The 21,508-nt window shown below is 57.5% G+C and carries 17 protein-coding genes; 4 read left to right on the top strand and 13 right to left on the bottom strand.

The features are described from left to right. Nucleotides 1–46: 46 nt before the first annotated feature. The gene (locus AV929_RS06355) at nt 47–1,237 is read right to left on the bottom strand and encodes an ABC transporter substrate-binding protein (protein WP_064287771.1); all 1,191 of its coding nucleotides are present in this window, start codon (nt 1,235–1,237) and stop codon (nt 47–49) included. An 837-nt stretch (nt 1,238–2,074) separates the two neighbouring features. Between AV929_RS06355 and AV929_RS06350 the strand changes: the two genes are divergently transcribed. Continuing rightward, nucleotides 2,075–2,902: an IS5 family transposase gene (locus AV929_RS06350; RefSeq protein ID WP_064287770.1), complete on the top strand. Its 828-nt coding sequence runs from the start codon at nt 2,075–2,077 to the stop codon at nt 2,900–2,902. Between the two features lie 21 nt (nt 2,903–2,923). On the opposite strand, the gene AV929_RS06345 is transcribed toward AV929_RS06350, so the two are convergent. The 4 genes from AV929_RS06345 to AV929_RS06330 form a co-directional block, all read right to left on the bottom strand. Then, complete coding sequence (locus AV929_RS06345; protein WP_064287769.1) at nt 2,924–3,562, bottom strand: MBL fold metallo-hydrolase; 639 nt, start codon at nt 3,560–3,562, stop codon at nt 2,924–2,926. Nucleotides 3,563–3,565: 3 nt separating this feature from the next. Next, a complete protein-coding gene (locus tag AV929_RS06340) occupies nt 3,566–4,165 on the bottom strand; it encodes an ECF transporter S component (RefSeq protein ID WP_064287768.1) in 600 nt (199 codons plus the stop codon). A 119-nt stretch (nt 4,166–4,284) separates the two neighbouring features. Then, a complete protein-coding gene (locus AV929_RS06335; RefSeq protein ID WP_064287767.1) occupies nt 4,285–5,106 on the bottom strand; it encodes an energy-coupling factor transporter transmembrane protein EcfT in 822 nt (273 codons plus the stop codon). A gap of 4 nt (nt 5,107–5,110) precedes the next feature. Then, nucleotides 5,111–6,982, bottom strand: coding sequence for an ABC transporter ATP-binding protein (locus AV929_RS06330; protein ID WP_080510055.1), 1,872 nt, complete (start codon nt 6,980–6,982; stop codon nt 5,111–5,113). A 502-nt stretch (nt 6,983–7,484) separates the two neighbouring features. Here AV929_RS06330 and AV929_RS06325 point away from each other — a divergent pair. After that, nucleotides 7,485–8,312, top strand: a complete 828-nt coding sequence (locus tag AV929_RS06325) for an MBL fold metallo-hydrolase (protein WP_064287765.1) — start codon at nt 7,485–7,487, stop codon at nt 8,310–8,312. A gap of 120 nt (nt 8,313–8,432) precedes the next feature. Here the strand turns inward: AV929_RS06325 and AV929_RS06320 are convergent, their stop codons facing one another. The 6 genes from AV929_RS06320 to AV929_RS06295 form a co-directional block, all read right to left on the bottom strand. Continuing rightward, nucleotides 8,433–9,020 carry an AsnC family transcriptional regulator gene (locus tag AV929_RS06320; RefSeq protein WP_064287764.1) on the bottom strand — a complete coding sequence of 196 codons (588 nt, stop codon included), beginning with the start codon at nt 9,018–9,020 and terminating at the stop codon, nt 8,433–8,435. 95 nt (nt 9,021–9,115) lie between these two features. Beyond that, nucleotides 9,116–9,847 carry an FAD-dependent oxidoreductase gene (locus tag AV929_RS06315; protein WP_064287763.1) on the bottom strand — a complete coding sequence of 244 codons (732 nt, stop codon included), beginning with the start codon at nt 9,845–9,847 and terminating at the stop codon, nt 9,116–9,118. A gap of 3 nt (nt 9,848–9,850) precedes the next feature. Then, on the bottom strand, nt 9,851–11,038 hold the full coding sequence (locus AV929_RS06310) for an ABC transporter substrate-binding protein (RefSeq protein WP_064287762.1): 1,188 nt from the start codon (nt 11,036–11,038) through the stop codon (nt 9,851–9,853). Between the two features lie 165 nt (nt 11,039–11,203). Next, a complete protein-coding gene (locus AV929_RS06305; protein ID WP_196219979.1) occupies nt 11,204–12,151 on the bottom strand; it encodes an NAD(P)/FAD-dependent oxidoreductase in 948 nt (315 codons plus the stop codon). Beyond that, nucleotides 12,148–13,401, bottom strand: a complete 1,254-nt coding sequence (locus AV929_RS06300) for an ABC transporter substrate-binding protein (RefSeq protein WP_064287761.1) — start codon at nt 13,399–13,401, stop codon at nt 12,148–12,150. Before AV929_RS06300 ends, AV929_RS06305 begins: the two co-directional genes overlap by 4 nt. Nucleotides 13,402–13,663: 262 nt before the next feature. Then, nucleotides 13,664–14,266, bottom strand: coding sequence for a HEAT repeat domain-containing protein (locus tag AV929_RS06295; RefSeq protein ID WP_064287760.1), 603 nt, complete (start codon nt 14,264–14,266; stop codon nt 13,664–13,666). Nucleotides 14,267–14,980: 714 nt separating this feature from the next. Between AV929_RS06295 and AV929_RS06290 the strand changes: the two genes are divergently transcribed. After that, complete coding sequence (locus AV929_RS06290; RefSeq protein ID WP_064287759.1) at nt 14,981–16,165, top strand: ABC transporter substrate-binding protein; 1,185 nt, start codon at nt 14,981–14,983, stop codon at nt 16,163–16,165. A gap of 297 nt (nt 16,166–16,462) precedes the next feature. Here the strand turns inward: AV929_RS06290 and AV929_RS06285 are convergent, their stop codons facing one another. Continuing rightward, on the bottom strand, nt 16,463–16,897 hold the full coding sequence (locus AV929_RS06285) for a hypothetical protein (protein ID WP_064287758.1): 435 nt from the start codon (nt 16,895–16,897) through the stop codon (nt 16,463–16,465). A gap of 1,621 nt (nt 16,898–18,518) precedes the next feature. Between AV929_RS06285 and AV929_RS06280 the strand changes: the two genes are divergently transcribed. Then, a complete protein-coding gene (locus tag AV929_RS06280; RefSeq protein WP_064287757.1) occupies nt 18,519–19,601 on the top strand; it encodes a Gfo/Idh/MocA family protein in 1,083 nt (360 codons plus the stop codon). Nucleotides 19,602–20,095: 494 nt separating this feature from the next. On the opposite strand, the gene AV929_RS06275 is transcribed toward AV929_RS06280, so the two are convergent. Further along, nucleotides 20,096–21,379: an AGE family epimerase/isomerase gene (locus AV929_RS06275; protein ID WP_064287774.1), complete on the bottom strand. Its 1,284-nt coding sequence runs from the start codon at nt 21,377–21,379 to the stop codon at nt 20,096–20,098. Nucleotides 21,380–21,508 lie beyond the last annotated feature (129 nt).

Genomic DNA, 21,508 nt, shown 5'->3' with positions numbered 1-21,508 from the left:
CTTCCTCGCTTCTCAAACTCGCTCAACTAGGCAGTGCCCTTCTCGATTATGTGTTCCCGTTGATGATGTCTGCGACGCGCTGGCGGTCAAACAGCTTCTCGTCGGAGGTTACCTCACCGAAAATGTCTGGGTACAGTTGTTGTGCGGCTTGTTCGGTTAGGAAGAGGTTCTGAACTGGGCCTTGCCAGAGTAGCCCACCACGATACACTCGTCCGTTCTGTACGGCGGTCAATTCACTAGCGACTGTATGGTCCTGCAGAGAGGTGAGGACCGTCTCCTCGAACTCACTGGCGGATTTCTCTTCGTGTCCTCGTATGAGTAACACTTCGGGATCGATCATCAGCAGGTTCTCGAAATCGAGTTTGCTCCGGTTTTCGGCACTGAGTTGTTCCACGCTCGTGTTGGTGAGTGCATCGGTAACTCCGAGGTCGTGCCATTGTTTCTTGTTCGTCCCCCTATCATCAAGCCGATACGGTGAGAACGTCTCCGGTTCATCTGACGCTTCGTAGGTGAGCAGGACACTCGGCTGATCGCTTTCCGCCGGGAGTAGGGACTGGATGTCGGCAATAAACTCGTCGTGGAATTGCTTGAACGTCTGGTACTGGTCTTCTTTCTGGAACACCTGCGCAACCTTCTCGAAGGCCTCGTACATCGTGTAGTAGCGGTGATCATGCCACTCATCAGACCGACGGTAGATGCGGTTGCCAATGAACGGACCGACGTTCTCTGAGATCTCGGTCAGGTCCTCATCGGTCCAGTCGAATGACAGTTTCATATTCTCTGGACTAATGAGATGTACGTCGTTGTCCAGTTCGTAGAAAATCTCCTTATCGATCCCATCTGCCCACAGCGCCGTTAGTGCATCCGAATCAACTGAGACACCAGGAACGGCATCATAAAACTCAGTGTAATACTCCGCGGGCTGGCCAATACCGGTAAGATCATCACTCAGGCCGAGCGCGACACCCATGTCCGCATAGCCTGGATAGTAGGTCGCCCACTTCTTGGGAATGCTCTTGAAGATGACCTCCCCGGTGGGTGCCATCGATACCGTGTAGGTCTCGTCTTCGGACGCTGAGGTCGTTGTTGACTCGCTGGTTTCTGTTTCAGTTGGGGTCGATCTACTATTAGACTGAGCCGCACAACCCGCGAGCAGTCCCCCACCCACAACCGCTCCGCCGTACTTCATGTACTCACGCCGCGTCGGTGCCTCGTGGCCGCCAGAATTGTCTGCCATGGGATTTAGGCTCACCTAAAACATAAAAACGTTTTGAACTTTAGGTTGGGCTAAATTCCAGCAAGGAGAGTCCACAGCGCGGACACATCGGCGGACTGCTGTTCGGGAGCGCGAACCCACAGTAAGGGACTCCCTCCGTCAGGAGTAGTCCTCTCCCCAACCACGATGGGTGTCTCCTCTCGAACCTACTTGACCGTGCCGACATCAACCGGCGTCGACCCAGACGGCTTATCGACTAGCCGTCCCAGATAATTGTGACAGCCGACAGCACGCTGACACTGTTGAAGAAAGAAACCGGAATCGAATAGTGGGGTTATCCCCCGAGGGCGTCTGAGTGGCAACGCTGTCGGAAGTCTCCGACATCTGCGTATATGATTGAAAATCCGACAAGATTGGACGTTTGGTGAGCAATCTGAGTCAGTTCCTCTTCACTAAATCTGCCGAAACCACGCATTACAGTCCAGCTAAACTCGGTGTAGTCTCAACTTCCCACAACCTCGGAGGATGATTTTGATGTGAGACTTTATTTCAAATACTGTCGTGACGTATAGTAGTTCGGATGGCCAACCTCAGTCGAGCCGTAGCGTAGTCCCAACGCCTGCTGGTTCAAACGTCTCCGGAAGACACTCGTTGAGAACGCCCATGGCCGTTGTCCCCGTACAGTGGGCACCCACGAGGCGGTTGAGTTTCCCCGCTAGCCAGCCCGCAATCTCCCGAACTTCTTCGGAATCCAAGGCGATGAGGTGTATGCCACCGATTGGCTCTGGTGAATCACCGGATAGCGTCGGCTTCGACCGTTAGAACTAGGAAGTTGAAGCGGGAAACCGTCGATGATTCATGTCTAAGATCTCCCGCTTCACGAGCAAAGTCGTTCAGTTAGCTAAAAATGCTGTTGGTGAGCGAGGCGAAGTCGCCGCCCCCGAAGGGGGTGGCGGCTTCGCCGAGTATGCGGTGGTGTCGCTGCACTGTCTGCGGGTTTATCTGGAAAAATCCTACCGAGAGGCACTCGATTTGCTGAGCGAGATGCCACAAATACTCGGGGAGATCGGCCTCAACGCGGCCGATCTTCCCGACCACTCCACGCTAGTCAAGTGGTTTGACAGGATCAAGACAGCATTCTGGCGAGTGCTGCTGCGCCTGTCGGCGCAGCTGCACGACACGAGCGGTCACGCCGCCATTGATGCGACATTCTTCGACCGCGAAAACGCTAGCAAGCACTACTGTCGGCGGACGAATTACCGGGTTCAGACGCTCAAAGCAACTGCTCTCCTCGACACAGAAAGCCAAGCCATTCTGGACGTTCATTGCACGACTGAGAAACGCCACGACACACGGCTCGGCTGGCAGGTCGCCCTCCGCAACGCGGCCGACCTCGCCAGCCTCGCTGCCGACAAAGGCTATGACTGGATGGATTTACGCGACAAACTCCGCGAAGAGGGCGTGAGACCACTGATCAAACATCGTGAGTTCCGGCCCATCGATCACGCGCATAACGCGCGGATCGATGGGCCTCGATACCGCCAGAGAGCGATGTGTGAGACCGTCTTCTCGACGATCAAGCGCACGCTCGGCGACGCCGTGCGTGCGCGAACTTGGTACGGTGAATTTCGTGAACTCGTTCTGATGTGTGCCGTTCACAACATCAAGCAATCGCTAAAACAGTGAAATCAAGCTACGTCTGGCGATTCACCACGGCCCACCGATTATATATCGGACCTCCCCGCCACAGACTGACTCTGCGTGCTTGACAGTGTTGCGTAGTCCGGCGTGGCAACAACCCAGCACCAGCGCCAGCCCGTCGTCAGTCTCGACGACGACCGACTGGTCGTCGACAATCGGGTCCTTAACGACGCCGTCTTCCCGCTCCACTTTCCCAATCCTGTGATCCTGGTGTGTTCGAGGGATCTCGCCGAGAGCGCAGACACCGTCGGCGACCTCGACAGGATCTCGATGTTCGACAACTTTCGCCTTCGCCTCGACCGTCGACTTCGTGTACGGGATGCCCAGCGGTGCGCCCTCGAACTTCCCTTCCCGGTCGAGATAGCGGTGGGCCCATATCTTGGGATGGCAGTAGACATCGGGCCGGTCCATCACGTCCAACACGCCCATCATCCCGCTCGTGTGGTCGAAATGTGAGTGACTCACCACGACCGAGTCGAACTCCTCGATCGGAACCTCAAGCAGTTTCGCGTTGTGGACGGCGGCCGACTGACCGGTGTCCAGAAGCACGTCGCCGACCGCCACCGAGAAACCCCATTCACCGCGCAACCCGCGTGGGTACGGGCTCGCCACCCTGTTGTCGGCCAAGATCGTGATCTCCACCATCGTTCACACCCCCATTTCGGCGTCGTCGACGACAGGATACGCCGTGAGAACACCAGTTGCTGCGAGTCTATCAACGAGCAGTTTGGCGAGGAGGCCGCTCAGGACCGCCCCGCTGAGACCGTGGCCGACGACGAGCGTCACCTGAATAGGAAGCGCAAGCGTCTGAAAGCTAGAGGGGATGTAGATCATTCCCAGCGCGAGAAGCCCCGCGGACGCGCCGCTGGCAACCATCATCGTTCGGTCGTATCGCCGGTATCGCGTGAGGAGGAAGGGGATCTCCGAACCGATCCTGGCGACAATCGTCGGGACGGTAACTGCCAGACCGAATGGTGTGAGCGGGATCCAGACCAATCCCACGAAGACTCCGTTGAGTACTGACGCTCCGGGTTTGCGCACGATATACAGTGCCATCAATCCTGGAAGGTAGAACAGTCCCGCGTTCAGAATCGTTCCCAGAGGCCCCAGCGCTGCCCTGATCGTGAATCCAGCGAACACGACCGGCAGGAGCGCCAGTCCCGGGACGACCCCCAGCGCGGCGACGACCAACAATTCCTTCGTCTCCCAGTTCCTGATTCCCGTCCACTGTGTGCTGAGTGCTAACATCTATTGTGACTTCGAATCTACTCGATTTAAATTTTTAGGTCTACCTAAAACAGTCTGAGTATTCGGCTATTTCGTTTGAATTCGGTGACAACAGAGGCATTGCGGACCAACATCAGCAATCATTGTAGAATAGTCAGGGCTCCGAACACGTTCAGCTGCCACAGTATCACGACGATCCCGGCCGACAGCGTCCAGAAGAGGACGACGAACGCGACGTCCGTTCCGGTGACCGAATGCGTGCGGTAGTGGGTCCGTTCCTCGTAGGCACCGAAGGCTCGCGCATCCATCGCGAGTGCCGTGCGTTCGGCGCGGCGGATCGCGTTCACGAACAGGGGTATCGCGTAGCGGCTCACCCGGTGGACTCGGTCGCGAAGTCCATCCGTCTGCGGCGTGCCTCTGACTGTGTGGGCAGCGCGGACCCGTTTCACGTCGGACCGCATCATCGGTGCGAACCGGAAGGCGGCCATCGCGCTGTAACCGATACGGTAGGGCAGACCGAGGTTCTGTACCAGCGCACGAAGGAACGATTCCGTCTCCGTCGTCAAGACGAACAGCAACGAGAGGACGGACAGTGCGAGGATACGCAACCCCGTTGCCGCCCCGATCCGGACTCCGGATTCTTGCACCGCGAGTGGGCCGAGAGACACCAGAACCCTCGAGGGGGCTCCGTCGGGACCGCCGACGACGAACGGATAGACGAGCACAAAACTCGCTGCGAGGACAACGAGCGGCGCCGCCACGCGGAGGTAACTGAATGGGGAGAGACGGCCCAAGACGACCGTCACGAGGGCACCGACCACGACGAACGACAACGGCGTGTACGGATCGGTCGCGAGCATCAGTAGCCCCATCGCCGGCGTGATGGCTAGGAGCTTGCTCACCGGATTCAGCCGGTGGAGTACTCCGTTTTCCTCGGTCTGATCGATTGGCTTGGCCCGCATGGGCTCACCGCTCCTCCCCGTAGTCCGGGCGTCGGCGCTCCTGATCCGGGTATCTTTTTGCCTGATCCGGGCGTTCCTCCCCGCTATCCGGGGCGGTTGCGTTCTGGTCACGAGATATTGGGTCCATCCGTCCGCCGGTACAGTACTTGTAGCACCGCTTCGGGGTCGCCGGGCCGGAAAACACGGGAAGGTGGTCAGCGAGTTCGGCCAGTGGCGGCCGAGAGAGGGCTGCCGCCGAGAGCGTCTCTCGGTCGTCGAACAGGTCGGCCGGCGTCCCGTGGAACTGTATTTCGCCGTCGACCAGCACGGCGACAGTGTCCGCGTGTTCCGCGACAATTCGCATGTCGTGGGTGAGTACGACGACCGTCCGCCCGGACTCGTGTAGCTCGGACAGCGTTCTCATGAGAGCGTCTGTGTTCGCGCGATCCTGTCCGTAGGTCGGTTCGTCGACGACGAGGACGTCTTGCCCGACTACGAGCATCGTCGCCACGCTAAGTCGGCGTTTCTCACCGTGGCTGAGAGTGAACGGGTTCCTGTCGGCGTACTCAGTCAGATCGAAGCGCTCGAGGGTCCGGTCGACGCGGCGTTCGATCTCACCGGCGCCGAAGTCGAGTTGTCGGAGCCCGTACGCAAGCTCGTCTCGGACGGTGTCAGTGAGGAACTGATCTTCGGGGTTCTGGAACACATATCCCACGTATCGGCTGATCTCGCGTGACGGGAGCGCTGTCAGGTCGTGCCCGCCGACGAACACTGTCTCCGGCGGCGGGGAACAGACGCCGACACAGTGTTTTGCGAGCGTCGATTTCCCCGCTCCGTTGGGTCCGACGAGCGCGAGGAACGACCCCTCTGGCACGGCGAGGTCGACGTCTTTCAACACCGGGTCCGACGCCTCGTCCGGTCCATACCGAGCGTCCAGTCCGCGGATATCGAGTGCGGGCGACGTCGTGGATCCGCCGCTGGGATCCGGTTCGGCCGCTCCGGCCGGCCGGGAATCGAAACGCGTTCGCTCGGATGGTTGCTCGGTGAGCAGGTCGCTGACGGCATCGACCGTCTGGTTGACCGTCACGGGTAGCGTCGTCGCATCCGGCCAGTCCCCACTCGCCCGGAGTTTGAGTGCGAGTCGCGTCACCGCGGGGATCCAGACCCCTTCACGCCGAAGTTGCTCAGGGTGTTCGGCAAAGACAGTCTGGGGCGTTCCCTCGACGAGCAGCCGGCCGTCTCTGTCGAGGACGACGGTCCTGTCGACTGCGTCAAGCAGCGACTCGCACTCGTGTTCGATCAGGACAGTCGTCCTGGATTCGTCTCGAGCCAACTCCCGGAGGAGCCCGTAGACGGCCTCGGTTCCCTGCGGGTCGAGATTCGCTGTCGGTTCGTCTACAACGAGGATATCCGGCTCCATCGCCAACTGGCAAGCGACGGCGAGCCGCTGTTTTTCTCCGCCGGAGAGCGTGTCGATCTGGCGGGTCTCGAACCCTGATAGGCCGACGTCGTCGAGGGCGGTGGCGATCCGCTCGGAGATCTCGGCAGGCTGAACGCGAAGATTCTCGAGGCCGAAGGCGATCTCGGTTGCGACTGTCGACGTAACGAACTGCAGGCTGGGGTCTTGGAAGACGAGACCGACCCGAGTTGCGAGTTCGGTCTGAGACGTTTCGGTGACGTCACGCCCACAAACCTTGATTGTACCCTTGAGCTCACCGGGCACGCTGTGTGGAACGAGTCCGGTGAAACATCTTGCGAGCGTACTTTTCCCGGACCCGGACGGGCCCAACAGAAGAACGAACTCCCCCGGGTCGATACCGAGGGTGACGCCAGACAATGCCCGCTCCCTGTGCCCACGATACCTGTACCGTAACTCGTGAGTTTCGATCCCTGACATAGACCCCGACTCAGGCCACCGCCTTCGTGGTCCGATAGGAGACGGCCACGTTCCCGACTTCTCTGTTCATTCGAGTTGTCCAGATGTTCGAACCTCACTCTTAATGCGATTTGCACTAGAAAAAGAAAGGAAGACTGAACCACGACCTCGAAAAGTGAACTCTGGTTGCCGACCGAAACCAGACTCCCGAAATCGAGGGTATACGGGCTGGTTCGCTCACACGCTGTGGAACCCGCCGCTAGGTGGGGGACGAATGTCCGTTAGACGGCGAGGCCGACTGGTCGAAATCCCTTTCAGACTGCGATTTTCGGCTCGAAATCTAAGACGATGCGCCGTCGAACTTCGATATTCTATCGGAAACCGCAATCAGAAACGGACCCATACGAACTGCTGTGAGCGAAATCGTAAGCCCCGGTTCGAGAGTTCGTCCGACCAGTGACCGGTACCGGAACAGCGGCCGACGTGAGACAGTGTATCACGCTGCGTCGGGTGGTGAGGACCGATGAAGGTCACGATCCTGGCCGACAACACCGTCGCGACGGGAGTCCCGAAAGGCCTCTGTGGTGAGTGGGGCTTCGCGGCGGCGATCGGCGACGTGCTGTTTGACACCGGGCAGTCGTCAGCAGCCCTGGAGAACGCGCGATTACTTGACATCGGCACGACGTTCGAAGACATCGTACTGAGTCACGCACATTACGACCACACCGAGGGACTGGAGTCGTTTCTCGACCCGTTCGAACGCCCGACCGTCTACTGTCATCCCGATGTCTGGACTGCACGGTACATCCGGGAACCGGCCGATGGCAGGACGCTGGAGAAACCGATCCACATCGGCATCCCCTACGCTCGGTCCGAAGTCGAGACGGGAGCCGATATCGTTGAACACCACGACCCCGTCGAGGTCCGCGAGGGCGTGTACGCACTCGGTGAGGTTCCCAGACCCCACTCGGACAACCCCGTCCATCTGCGCGAGGCCGACGGCGAGTTAGTCGAGGACTCGGTTCCGGACGACCAGTCGGTCGCCGTTGAGACCACTGAGGGGGTGGCGCTGGTGCTCGGATGCTGTCACGCGGGTCTCCGGAACACTATCGAACACGCCGAAACGGTCACCGGTCGGGATGTTCGCTACGTAATTGGCGGCACCCACCTCGTTGCCCGCGACCCAGAAGAGATTCACGCACTCGCTGACTGGCTGGAGGGGAGACTCGACGTGTTCGCCGGCACGCACTGCACCGGCTTCCAAGCCGAAAAGATACTCTCTGAACGGATTCCCGACGCCTTCCGCTCGGTTGGCGTCGGGAGTTCGGTCGAACTCCCACCGACGGCCTGACGCACACAGACCTGACGCGGACAGGGGGTGGGCGTTCGCCATAGACTGTCGTGAGGGCCGTCTATAATCAGGATCGCCTAGCGGGGCGTTCGGAACACCGATAATCGGCTTTCGACCCGTTCAGACGCCTTCCTGGAGCCGGTTTAACTGGTCTTCGAACTCGCGCTTGCAGGTCGAACAGCAGAAGTGGTACATTCGGTCGTCGAGCCACTCGGACTTCCCCTCGCTGTCGACGGTGTTCCCACACTCCGCACAGGTGAGCGCGAAGTCGGTCCCGTCGAGCGACGGTTGCCACTCGATCTCGTCGATGAGCGTCACGGAATACTCCGCGTTCTCGGCCGGTTCCAGCAGGTCACGGAGCCACGAGTGAACGCCGTTGACGTCCACCCGCGCGTTGAACCAGAGTTCGCCGCCGGCGGTGACCATCACATGTTCGACGGCGTCGGACTCGTCAAGGCGCGTCCGGAGCGAGTCGAAGTTGTTCCCCGGGTCGACCTGAACGAAGACCTGTGCGCCCGCACCGAGCTGCGTCCGGTCGATATCGACGGTGAAACGGTTGATGATACCCGCGTCCTGTAGTCGCTCAATGCGGTCGGCGACAGCAGGGCCCGACATGTCGACCTTCTCAGCGATTTCGGTGTATGTCCGGCGGGCGTCGTGACTTAGGAGTCGCAGGATCTCGATGTCCGTCTCGTCGAGTGCTGCCATGGGCGACAAAGAAACCCCGCGTGAGAAGTATCTCCCGGTTAGTATATCGAACTCACATTGGCATTCCCCTTCGTCTGCAAGGTCTCTCCGGCGCGCTATTCCTCTGTCAGACTCGGGTGATTGACCTGTTCGTCCGGGTGGGGTTCGGCGAAGCGCTCGGGGGTCACCTCGAGCGAGCGTCGTTCGCGCTCCCGTCGCTCTTCCCCGTCGATCTCCTCACAGCCCGGGGGTAACTCGCGGCCGCGGTCGGTGAAGTAGCCCTCGGGCGCGACCCAGTCGTGGTAGAACGGCCGGTTGTCGTCTTCGAGGATCGTCACGCCGACCTCCGCGCCGTGCCCGGCACAGACGATAGCCTGGTGAGGTTTCTCGGCGAGTCTGCCGGCGGCGTACAGGCCGTCGATGCCGGTGCGCCCGCGCTCGTCGGTGTCGACGAACGCCTTCCCGCGGTTGATGATCCCGACGCCGTCGATACCGTCGAGATAGCCGACCGCGTTCTTCGTTGCCGCGACAACATATGTCGCGTGGTAGCGGTCACCGTCCCCGGTCTCGACGGCGAACCCCTCGCCGGTCCGTTCGACCCGCGTGACGGTGCCAGTCACTTGCTCGCAGCCGGCTTCCGCCGCCTGTTCTTCCAGCAGGTCCAGCAACTGGCGCCCGTTGACGCCTGCTGGGAAGCCCGGGAAGTTCTCTAGGTGAGCGTTGCGCCGGAGGATCGACTCGCCCGAGTCGACGACGAGCGTGTCCAGCCCGTGGCGAGCGGTGAACAGGGCTGCTGAGCGGCCGGCGACCCCACCGCCGACGACGACCACGTCCATCGGGACCGTCATGATTCAGAGGTTCCCGTTGACGATGTCGGCCACGCGCTGACGGTCGAACAGCTGTTCGTCTGCCGGGACCTCGTCGATGGAGCCCAGCCACTCGCCGAATTCCTCGGGATAGAGCTGCTTGGCGAGCGCTTCCGTCGAGAACAGATCGATAATGGGGCCCATGTACTGCCCGCCGGTCCGGACGAAGTTCCCGTTCTCGACGGCACTCAGTTGACTCAAGGTCTCGTGATTCTGTGCCGTCTCGACGATCCCCTGGAACTGCTCGTCGTCGATATATGAGAGGTAGCCGATCATTCCGATGTAGTCCGGGTCGACTTCGAGAAGTTGCTCGTACCCAATCGGCTTGAAGGGGACGTACTCCTCGCCTTCGAACGCGTTATTCACGCCGAGCGTTCGGAAACTCCGTGTGTCGTTCCGTTTCGCGTTGAGGTTCGCCGCGAAGAACTTCCCCGATTCGGGGTCGAATCCGAAGTTGAACGCGGCGACAGTTGGCGCTTCCTCCCCCGAGACTGGCACTCGCGACTCGACATCGGTGTAGAATGCTTCCTTGAGGTCCACCCACGCCTCGTACTGGGCCTGGCGCTGGAAGAGCTGTGCGGTCTTTTCGAACGCCTCGTAGAGGGTATAGTACGGCTCGCGTCCGTCGAAGGGGAACCGTATCAGTGATCCCATGATCGGCCCCACCTTCGATTCGATCTCCGCGAGGTCCTCGTCCTCCCACCCCGAGTACTTCTTCAGCATCCGGGGGTCCATCAGATGGACATCGGCATCCACGTCGTAGAACACTTCTTTGTCGTACTGTGACTCAGCGGACTCACCGAGCGTCCGGACGGCGTCAGCGTCGAACTTGACCCCGGGTAACGCGTCGTAGTACTTCAACGGGAGTCGGTCAAACGCCGCGACGGCCGTCGGCTGGATACCGAATCCCATCGCGATGTCCATCCACGCACCAGGGATGCTCGCATAGGTTTCGGGAACATCCTCGAACGTGTGGCTCCCCGCGGGTTCGATGGTCACCTCGTACGGCGTCCGGGATTCCGTCTCCGTCGGCGTCCCCGTCCTGTCAGCTGGTGTCGAATCACCGTTCTCACCCGTGCAACCGGCGAGGAGCCCGCCACCCAGGATCGTGCCGCCGCCCTTGATCGTCTCTCTCCGGGTCGGGACCTCGTGAACGTCTGCTTCGCTTGCCATATTTTTAGGCCGACCTAAAAAGTAATAAATTTTCCCATTTGTCCCCGCTGTAGCACGAAATCTGGTAGTTAGCTGGGCCGTTTCGTCTGGGCTGACAGGGGGTGTCGCTCTGGTGTCGGCCCGCACGCGTCCACGAACCCCACTCCCGGGCGGTACTCCCGGCAGTTATGCCGATTCGTCACCGGTCGTCTCCGGCTGTTCTCTCAGGTACGCCCGTATCCGGTCGTCGTCTATAGTATCGAGGAGTAACTCCTGATCGAGATGAGCCGCGAGTCGACGGTGTGCGCGCCGTCGCCGACGCTCGATCTCTGACCGGTCGAGGTGAGCGGATTTCACGAACTTGATCTCTCGCTCCCGGATATCTTCGAGTCGATCCTGTTCGATATCGTGATCGTTAGGGAGCCTGTGGTCGGCGAATCGCTGGTGCCAGGCTTCCTCGTCGTCCCAGTCGTAATCGAGCGCCTCGCGTCGTCGCAGCCAGTCATAGTGCGTGGCCGCTTCCGGCCAGCGGCCGTTTGCATTACGGACATCAGCGAGGATTTCACGACCAACCGTCATCCCGTGTCCAGCGGCGATCTGTACTTGTTCGCCGTGTCCGGCGAGGCCCCCAGTGACATACAGCCCCTCGACCGGCGTCCGTCCATTTGCGTCGGCGTAGTCGTGGTCGAACTCCTCGTAGGCCTCGCCGTGGTGCTCGTGAGTGTCGAACATCGCCTCGTCGCTGTCGAGTCCACGCAGATACTCACCGTCGTAGGTGGTCGCAGCCACGACACACGGGGTCTGCACGGACCTCCCGTCCTGTGTCCGAACGCGAAAACTCTCGTCTGTCCCGTTACGGACGACCGCGACCGTGTCCGAGACGATTTCACAGCCCGCTCGCTCGACGTGGTCGTGTATCAGTTTGTAGAACGTCTCGATGTCGACTCCGTCGGGGAACCCGAGGTAGTTCGTCAGGAACGCACACCGGCGAAGCGACGAATTCCCCCGGTCGAAGACCACGGTGTCGAGTCCATACCGGGCGGTACAGACGCCGACGGCGCACCCAGAAGGCCCGCCACCGACAACCACTACATCAGCATCCATGCCGTCCCGGACAGACTCGGTCGCGGTCATGACGACAGGTTCCCGTTGATCGCGTCGGAGACGCGCTGGCGAGCGAACAGTTGTTGATCCTCAGGGATCTCGGGGTACGGTTCGCCGTTCTCGTAGCCCGGCCACTCACCGAACTGGTCGGGGAACAGCTGCTTGGCGGTCATCTCCAACTGGAACAGGTTCATAACCGGACCCTGCATTCCGTATCCAGAGGGATAGTACCGCTTGTCCCGGAACGCCGGGACGTCGTCGGCTAGGGGATTGTCCATCAGCTCCGACCGATTATTCAGGAACGTTTCCCCGAGTGCGGCCCCCCAGTAACGCAGGACGACATCCGGCTCGACCTCGACCATCGCTTCGTAGTCGTAGGACCCGTCGCTGCTGGGATCGATATCGGTCTCTGCGAACGCGTTCGTCATCCCGAACGGCCGAAGGTGGTTCCAAATATACCCCTCCTGTGTGAAATCATACGGCCAGAACGTCCCGCCGGTGTAGGCGATGACCGCCAGCGATGGACGCTCGGACTCAGAGGGCAGATCGGATTGGATTCGACTGACAAGATTGTCGCGCATCGATTTGAACGTCCGATAGCGCTCTTCTTCCTGTATCACGGAGGCGAATTTGCCGATGTACTCCCAGAGCGAGTAGTACTCGTAGTCGTCACGACACCCCTCCGGGGGCTCCCCGTTCGTCCGACTATAGTAGTTCCCGAACCACGGGCCGATGTCCTCCTCGATCCGCGAGAGGTCTTCCGAGCTCCAGCCGAACGTGTCGCTCTGCAGGAGACAGGGGTCGAGAAAGTGGATGTCACTGTCCAATTCGTAGAACAGCTCTTCGTCGAGCGTGTTGGGATTCCCACTCGGCGTCATGCGGCCGAGATCTTCCCACTCGAACACTACCCCGTCGAGGCTGTCGTAGTAGTAATCGACCGTGTCCCCGAACAGTTGTTTGTCGTATCCGATAGCGTTGATCGAATCTCCGTGACCGAGCGCGACGGCGGTATCGGCAGCAATCGGGTAGTACGCTACAAAGCTCTCCGGAACAGTATCGAGCGTAACCTCACCAACCGGTGAAAGAGTCACCGAGTAGCTCTTATTTTCGGGTGTCGACGTGTCCGTCGCAGTCTCGTCACGATCCGTCTCGGTCGGCGTCGATCCGGAGTCAGACTGCCCTGTACACCCGGTGAGAAGACTACCCCCAACAACTGCCCCGCCGTACTTCATGTAGTCTCTGCGCGTCGGTATCTCGTTCTCGTTGGAATCGTCTGCCATTTACTTTAGGCTTGCCTAAATATGCAAAAGCGTTCCGAAGTTTAGGCCGGTCAAGATGTCAACAGAGGGTACAGCATCGCGGACACACCGGCAGCCCGCTCTCGGGCAAATTGAGTCCGCAGTGGGGACACGCTTCGCCGTCAGGGGCGTTCATCCCCTCGACAACGGCGTCTGTCCCGTCTTTTATCGACTCGATCGTGCCGACCCCCTCGGAAACGTCCGCGGATTGGTCGCTGGCTAGCTGCCACCTGCAGATCGATAGTCAGTCGGTCAGGAAGGTCGGTGGGTCCTCTTGCGTGCCCGCATCTCCTTCGAGGTCGAACTCTGATCCAACGCTAGTCTCAGACGCGGCGAGTAGTCTAAGCGCTTCGGCCGCCCGCCCCTGCACGTACGGGTTCTCGTCACCGAGTCGCTCCTGGAGCGGTTCCGCGGCCGCGGTCATTCCTAGATACTCACACCCGACAACGACCAGCCCCGTACAGAGGTGATACCGGACGAGTTCGTTTTTGTCGTTGAGGTGCCCAGCCAGCGACGCGACCTGATGGCGAAGCCGATGCGGGTTGCCGAGTGCGACGTGCACCAGCGCCTTCGCCAGCTTCTCCTTGACCTTAGGTTCGTCGAACTCCAGTCCGATGCGGAGGTCAGCTACTGTCTCCGGGTCGGTGACTTCTTTTGGCGAGTCGACCGCGACGTAGCCGAGTGCTTCGGCACTCCGGGCACGGACATAGTAGACCAACTCGTCGTCGGCCAGCCGGTCGGCGAGCACGTCGACGGCGGGCAGAACGGCTGCCGGCTCCGACTGGACCAGCGTGACGGACAGCTTCGTCGTCGTCAGCCTGACCGCGCGGTCTTCGCCAGTTTTCAATAGGAATAGCCGTTTGGAGAGCAATCTGAGCCAGTTCCCGATCACTGAAACAGCCGAAACCACGCATTACACTCCCGCTAAACCCGCTGTAGTCCCAACTTTCAAATTAAGTGGGATAGTTGAGACTAACAGTCTCAATGCATACGAAATGAGATTTAGGGGCATTTTGGCTGAATTAGCTGTTCAATCTGGATGCCTATTGACTGCCAATTGATTTGCCAATCTGCGTAGCGCTTCGAAGAGTTGTGCTGAATGCACAGCGCGTCTACAGCAGTAATTACAGTGAGTGGGGCGTCCAACGAGATGTTCGTTTCAGGAGCAAGTTGATGGTGACTAGGAGTACCAGCAGAAGAGCAATTACATTCCGGACTGTTTCAAGACGGATACCAGCAAGTGATCCCGTGTAGAAGGATCTCAAGCCTATTACCATTGCACCCGCTAATCCCACGGACTGAATTAGTGTATTAATTCTCTCACCACGACGGTAGCTCAACACGATATTGTAGATGAATGTCCCAAGAATGACTCCTATTGCGGCGACACTGATGGGCTCCATTGTCTGGAAGGTGATGCTCTGCCAATAAAAAAACCGCCGGCTAAATCGGCCGTTCCACTACATTCCATTGTAGACGCAAATCGCTACAGGAACAATCATATCATTTTTGGCCCACCTAAATCGAAGCTATTATATTTATTTAGGCTGCCCTAAATAATATGTCAAGCAATAGTAGAAGTCAGGGTGAACCGACACGGCGTGATTACGTGAAGTACGGTGGGGCAGTTCTGGGTGGTGGACTGGTCGCAGGTTGTGTTAGTGGTGGCGACAACACTGCTCAGGAAGAGACCTCAGAGACAACTGATACACCGGAATCGTATTCCGTTTCGATGGAACCTGCTGGCGATGTAACGTTCGATAGTATACCCGAGACGTGGATGTCGTACTTTAGCACCTACGGCGACATGGCAATCGCTCTCGGACAGCTTGACAGGATGGAAGCCGCCATCTTCACGGACAACTGGCCCCTCCAGTTCTACGACGCCCTCCCGGACATCGACATCACCCTGGATGGTGTGCAACAGATTTGGTCCGATGGAATTTCGCTGGAGGCGTTCTACGAAATCGATGCCGACGTCCATCTGATGGACCCAAACTTCCTCCAGCGACTCGACGATAGTTGGGGCTCCGACCGAGTTGCAGAGATTGAGACAAACATCGGGCCTGTCATCGGCAACTGGATTCGCCGGCGGAACTTCGACTGGCACGACTACGAGTACTACTCCTTGTACGAGGCGTTCGAAAAGATTGCACAGGTCTTCCAAGAACAGGAGCGCTACGAAGCTCTCAAGACGGTCCACGACGAGTTCATCAGCGAAATCCAATCCCAGCTTCCCCCGCAAGAGGAACGCCCCGAAATCGGTCTCATGTCGGTCAACGACGACTTCGAGGCGGGAGTGTTCTCGCTGTACCAGATAAACGCGGGCAACGGCAAAAAGCAGTACCAGGACCTAGGTATTAACGACGCGTTCGCGGATCTGGATTCATCGAACACGAACAATGCTGATTACGAACTCCTGCTTGACATCGATCCAGACATCCTCGTCTTCCACTTCGCCGCCTCCCATGTGACGGAAGAAACGATCGAAGAAAAACGAGAGGTCCTTCGCAACAGTGACTTAGGGAGCCAGCTGACGGCTGTTCAGAATGACCGGATGTATCCCGGTGGGACGGCCTATCAGGGACCGGTTATCAACCTGTTCCAGACGGAGATGGCCGCCAAACAGTTCTATCCTGAGGTCTTCGGTGAGTGGGATGGTTACGAAACTCTGAGCGAGGAGAGTAACTGGCTGTTCGACCATCGACGAGTCGTAGACATCATCAACGGAGATTTCAGACAATGACCGATAACACCACTCAACACGAGGTCCCAACTCACAGACACGACCTCAAGTAAGCTACTGGATTCCTGTCGGCGCATACTCATCCTCTCAGCGAAATGGACCCGTTCAGTGAGTGGCTTACGTACACGGGTGGGATCATCCCGCAAGCTTTCGATGAGTGAGAAGTTATTTGACCAATACCACGTCGATGATATCGTCGACAGAACTCGTGGTCGACTGATACGCTAAGTGACCGACTCCTATTCTGAATGGAACGTCTGCGGCTACTGTTCAAATCTAATTACGATTCCCGAGTGGTTATTTCGTAATCTGCCCCCGAGAACGCCACTGTGCAGCAGCGACCGCAACTGTCACGGCAGCTAAGTGTACGCCGCCATAGGCGGCCGTCAACTGGAAGAAGTCGGGGGAGAGTGTTACGGTGGCGATTATTGAGGTAATGAGGCATACTCCTACAAAAGAAAGGACAAAAGTAATGATCCACACCCGCACCTTTGTTTCTTCAGTGTGCGAACTGATGCGGCGGCTCCAGTAGTAGCCGACAGCGAAGGCAACTAACGTTAGCGAGATGCCGATGCCCGCGGCTGCTTCAAGCCAAGGGGGTGTGCCCACATGCTGTGTGAGGAGGAAGACGGCGACAACTACGATTGAGACGATCGAGTACCAAAAGATACCCATAGAGACACCAGCCAGCAGCCGAGAAGTGAACGCCGGTTTGTAACCGGATTCAGACATACTTAGAGATCCACAGGCGAAGTCAAAACATTATCTATGATTGTAACGCTGGCTATGTGTAGATGCTCTGTCTTGATCTACGAGTCCCCTGTACTGACCGTAGCCCCTTACCACATTTAGGCGGGTTATTATTAGCGGATTTGGAGTGAAACAGCCGTTCAGTAGATGTGCTTACTTATCAACAGATGACCTCGATTCGGAGGTGGTTCTCTCACGTAATGCTTGGGTCTTTCCCCTGTTATAGAGCCAGAATAGGACGAGTAGCGTCAGAGGGAACAATACAATAGCGATGATGGCAAGAGGGGGAAAGAGGAGGAATAGAGCAAATGTTTTCCATGAAACGATAGTGTCACGCGACATAACTGAACTTCAGGTCAAGATGGTATTTGTCTTGTGGAACTTCACAAAAGTGAGCTTCCGTACCTTCCCTGTACTGAGCAGTAAACGGGTTCTTGAGCCTGCCGTGGCCAGCATCTCGTAGTGGTTGCGAGTTGTGACTCTCAACGCAGTGTCTTTCGATGGATCGCACAGCAGTCATACGCTGAGTGGCCAGTATATCGTTCAACGCCACTCTATGACCGGAGTTCTCTCGCCGATCTCAAAGAAGACATCCGGACCGTTGCCTCCACATGGTTCGACCATGAGGCTCACGACTCCGTCGACGAGTTCGTATCTCACTACTCGGTTACGTACGTCGGGTTTGGACCACACGACCGGTATTCGGGAGCTACCCAGTACGAGATGGCCTAACCGTTCCGACTGTTTCTGCTCAAAGAGGTCAATGGCTGGAGCCACGAAGCGGCACTCCTCACGTCCCTCACTCACGGTCCAGAACTCTGTGAGCAACTAAACCTAAAGACGATTCCAGACCGTCGGCACTGTGGTGCAGTTGGCACCACCGTTTCACTGCGATCCCCAAGACACCGTCGAGACCGCGGATCGAACGGTCCTTATCAAAGCTCAGCGGGTGTCACGGTCCGGCGTGAGCCTGAACGACAGAGTCGCAGACACCGTGACGAGAGTGCGGAATCGGACTCTGATGACCAGACCGTCTTAGATCAGGCCGAAACAGTCACTGAACAGGTAAGTCGTGTTGCGTTACCAGCGTCTCACTGGACCGTGGCGGGAGCTGTGAGATCCACGGAACGCTTACTGGCATGATCTCGTCTGGAGACTTAACGATGGGAGCGTCACCGAATAGTGATTATTCCGTCAAAAGCAGCCGTGTGTACTGATACAATGGAATCTTCTTGATTCTCAGTTACCGGATTACTCCACCAATTAGCGCACTTCATCGAAAATCTGTAGTTTGTCAAAATAATCTTAAGCTCTCTCGATCCTTCAGGAACAGAGGGCGAAATAGATTTAAAACACGCCAAACGAGAGTATTTGTATTTATCTATTCATTTATGGTGGTGAAATGAGAGTATAGGAACAAAATAGAGAGGATATCTATTGGACCGAGTGCCAAGATCAGACTACTTACTATTGAAACAATTGAAACGATTTACGCACCGTCGCACCGTGGTCATGTAATTAGGTTCGTACTAACTTGTAATGGCACTCAGTATTCGGCGGGTTCGAACGTAAATGGTATGACGGTCCTCGTAGAGAAATAGATATGCGAACAGACAAACGACTCGATATCGGAGTAATCGGGCTCGGGACATACGGACAGTACCGGGCTGAGATTCTCGATAACTTTGGCCACCGAATGTATGGGGCAGACACGGATCTCGACAGGGAACAAGATGATGTCTCTGATTTCGAAGGGGGACTGTACGATACCCCCAGTGCATTGTACGAACAGGACATCGATGCAGTCGTCATCGCGACACCAAACAAGTTCCACGAGCCGATCGCGGTAAGCGCCATGGAGTGTGGAATTGACGTCTTCATCGAAAAACCACTGGCACATACGATGGAAAGTGCGTCACGAATCGCGGAGACGGCGAAGGAGACTGGAAGGATCTGTATGACCGGATTTCAAAACCGGTTCCTGAATGTCTGTAATATTCTTAAGTGGTATATCGATGAGGGATATTTCGGTGGGATCAACCACATCCAGGCAAGCTATACCCGCCGTCGCGGGGTCCCGGGACGTGGTTCGTGGTTCACTTCGAAAGAGATTGCCGGTGGAGGTGCGGTAATAGATATCGGGATTCACGTCTTCGATCTCTTGTTTTATTTTCTCGATTCACCAACTGTCTCGACCGTCACCTCGTCAACGCGATCCGATTTCGGGCATCGTGAGTCCTACGCATATCTCGATATGTGGGGAGAGGACGACGACGCGAATATGTTCAACGTCGAAGACGCGGCGTCGGGATTCATTGAGTTCGAGAACGGGTGTACAGCGACGATAGAAATTGCGTGGGCTACGAACGTTGAACCCGAACACGCCTATTATATCCACGGAACAGAGATGGGTGCGCACCTCGATATTACAGATATCGTCGAGAGCGAGGCAGATGTTGTTCAGATGCTCGATTTCTATCGAGCGGAGACAGGCGGGGCGGACCACTTCCTCGATACGACAGTTACGACCAATCGGAACGATCCGTATCGCGATCAGATGGCGATGTTCACCGACGCCGTCGCGACAGGTGAGGCTCCAGCAGTGAATACCGTCACACAGGCACTCGATACCCAACGCCTCGTCCACCGAATCTACGAGCAGAACGACCTGACAGAACCATTTTGACAAGATGAACCGAGTTCAGTATTTCATACTATCAAACCCTGGTAGGGATAAATAACACACGTACAGCTGTTATCGAATCCAGTACGGTCAATTGTGTTTCAGTCGCACCGTGCTTGGAGTTGTCGTCGCGTGGCCACTGATCACTCTGTCCGTCGTACAGCTCATTTGGGTGGACAGTAACAGATGCTGTCCCACCGACGCTAGGAGGCGTAATATTTGATAATAGGAAACGCTCGGCCGATCATTTCCGTCGACCTATGCGTGTGTGAAACGAACTATATCCAGGCGATAGTCGCAGTGGATGCCGCGATGGCCTCGTCGCGGCCCCCGGGAAGCAATACTGAACACGCCTTACTAGTCTCCGGGCATGCCGTGTCCGGTGCGATGTGCTGTCGTGTAGGCCTGCTACTGCTGGAGTCGAGTTCCCTCGGCCGAAATACGCCAGTAAAGAGAGGAACGCCAGAGGTGGAGAACTCAGCTCCCCTCCGTATGGTCTACGCCGGTGGAAGCGACAGCTCTTCCAGTTCGGCGATGCACTCCAGCATCGCACGACCGTTGTGATAGGCGGCCTTGTACTCCGCGCCTTTGCGACCCACCGGTTCCAAATCGTCCGTAATACCGGAGTGCCACTCGCCGACGTCCCAGTCGATCTGATGGTCGGTGATGAACGAAACCGTTTCCTTGAATACCTCACGATACGTCTCGTCGCCTGTATGGGCGTACATCTTCAGCGCACTCGTGGCACATTCAGCTTGAACCCACCACGCCTTAATTCGGTTCGTCGCCGGTTCACCTAACGGTCCGTAGAAATAGAACCCGCCGTGCTCGGCGTCGTATCCGTATTCGAGCGAGTAATCGAATAGGTCTCTGTAGAGGTCTGTGAACAACGATTTCGACACGTCTACCGCTTCGGCTGCTTCCATCGTCAGCCAGACGTTCTCTAGGTCATGACCATATGAAGCGATGCGGAAGTCATCGTCGTCGAGTTTCGGTGTCCAGTCGGGTTCGTACTTGTCGCTACAGGCCGTCAGGCCGTGTCGAACGACCGTGCAGGTCAGGATATGAAGCAGTTCCTGCAAGCGAGCAGCGCTTCGCTCCGTGCCGATAGCCTCGTGGAAGGTGGTGAACGCCTCCATGAGATGGAGATGGGTGTTCATCAGTTTCAGCGAGGGGTCCAACACGTCGTTGCCGGACTCCTTTGGCGACCAGTCCGGTTCGATGTTCTCCAGATACGTCTGCCCCTCGGTTATCGGCGTCCAGTCCGCTTCGAAATATTCGATATAGCCACCGTGTGTGTGGTCTTTTGCTTCAGTTTCCAGTAGGTCGAACAGTTCGACGGCGAGATCACGGGCCTCCTCGACAGCTGTTGTACGGTAATATTCAGAGAGTGCGTAGAGCCCGAACGACTGGCCGTACATGTGTTTGTTCGGTTTAGTTGTAGTACCGTCACGTTCGACTTCCCAGTAGAAGCCACCGTGGTCGTTGTCCCACATCTCGTCGCGCAGGAACTCGTACCCAAGGTCAGCCGCCTCGCGGTATTCCCCATCGCCGTACCCTTCGCGGTCGAGGCGAGACGAGAGCCAGACCATCCGAGATTGACTGACGATCATCTTGTCGTCTTGTCCATTGAACTCGCCGTCCTCATCGTATCCGAGGACATACCCGCCGTGGTCCTCGTCGAGACAACGGGGATACCAGAAACCGAGGATGGTGTCTGTCAAGACCTCCTGTAGTTTCGGGAGGTACGACTCTGCTAACGAGGTGGGGGGCTCACTCATGATATACATCGACATACACTCAACGATCATATATAAAACTTTTCCAGTGGTGGCGATGAGAGCGGTACGGTGAACGACATGTTGGAACGAGCTAGTGACACACTGCTCCGGTTGTTCGAAGAGTCCACC

It is taken from the genome of Haloarcula sp. K1, assembly GCF_001647155.1.
GTDB classification, from domain to species: Archaea; Halobacteriota; Halobacteria; order Halobacteriales; family Haloarculaceae; genus Haloarcula; species Haloarcula hispanica.
This window is presented reverse-complemented; position numbering and strand designations above follow the sequence as displayed.

What these genes read in the sequence shown, in the direction of transcription:
- AV929_RS06355 (WP_064287771.1), bottom strand. Translation starts at nt 1,237, where the DNA reads ATGGCAGACAATTCTGGCGGCCACGAGGCACCGACGCGGCGTGAGTAC.
- AV929_RS06350 (WP_064287770.1), top strand. Translation starts at nt 2,075, where the DNA reads ATGTCTAAGATCTCCCGCTTCACGAGCAAAGTCGTTCAGTTAGCTAAA.
- AV929_RS06345 (WP_064287769.1), bottom strand. Translation starts at nt 3,562, where the DNA reads ATGGTGGAGATCACGATCTTGGCCGACAACAGGGTGGCGAGCCCGTAC.
- AV929_RS06340 (WP_064287768.1), bottom strand. Translation starts at nt 4,165, where the DNA reads ATGTTAGCACTCAGCACACAGTGGACGGGAATCAGGAACTGGGAGACG.
- AV929_RS06335 (WP_064287767.1), bottom strand. Translation starts at nt 5,106, where the DNA reads ATGCGGGCCAAGCCAATCGATCAGACCGAGGAAAACGGAGTACTCCAC.
- AV929_RS06330 (WP_080510055.1), bottom strand. Translation starts at nt 6,982, where the DNA reads ATGTCAGGGATCGAAACTCACGAGTTACGGTACAGGTATCGTGGGCAC.
- AV929_RS06325 (WP_064287765.1), top strand. Translation starts at nt 7,485, where the DNA reads ATGAAGGTCACGATCCTGGCCGACAACACCGTCGCGACGGGAGTCCCG.
- AV929_RS06320 (WP_064287764.1), bottom strand. Translation starts at nt 9,020, where the DNA reads ATGGCAGCACTCGACGAGACGGACATCGAGATCCTGCGACTCCTAAGT.
- AV929_RS06315 (WP_064287763.1), bottom strand. Translation starts at nt 9,847, where the DNA reads ATGACGGTCCCGATGGACGTGGTCGTCGTCGGCGGTGGGGTCGCCGGC.
- AV929_RS06310 (WP_064287762.1), bottom strand. Translation starts at nt 11,038, where the DNA reads ATGGCAAGCGAAGCAGACGTTCACGAGGTCCCGACCCGGAGAGAGACG.
- AV929_RS06305 (WP_196219979.1), bottom strand. Translation starts at nt 12,151, where the DNA reads ATGACCGCGACCGAGTCTGTCCGGGACGGCATGGATGCTGATGTAGTG.
- AV929_RS06300 (WP_064287761.1), bottom strand. Translation starts at nt 13,401, where the DNA reads ATGGCAGACGATTCCAACGAGAACGAGATACCGACGCGCAGAGACTAC.
- AV929_RS06290 (WP_064287759.1), top strand. Translation starts at nt 14,981, where the DNA reads ATGTCAAGCAATAGTAGAAGTCAGGGTGAACCGACACGGCGTGATTAC.
- AV929_RS06285 (WP_064287758.1), bottom strand. Translation starts at nt 16,897, where the DNA reads ATGTCTGAATCCGGTTACAAACCGGCGTTCACTTCTCGGCTGCTGGCT.
- AV929_RS06280 (WP_064287757.1), top strand. Translation starts at nt 18,519, where the DNA reads ATGCGAACAGACAAACGACTCGATATCGGAGTAATCGGGCTCGGGACA.
- AV929_RS06275 (WP_064287774.1), bottom strand. Translation starts at nt 21,379, where the DNA reads ATGAGTGAGCCCCCCACCTCGTTAGCAGAGTCGTACCTCCCGAAACTA.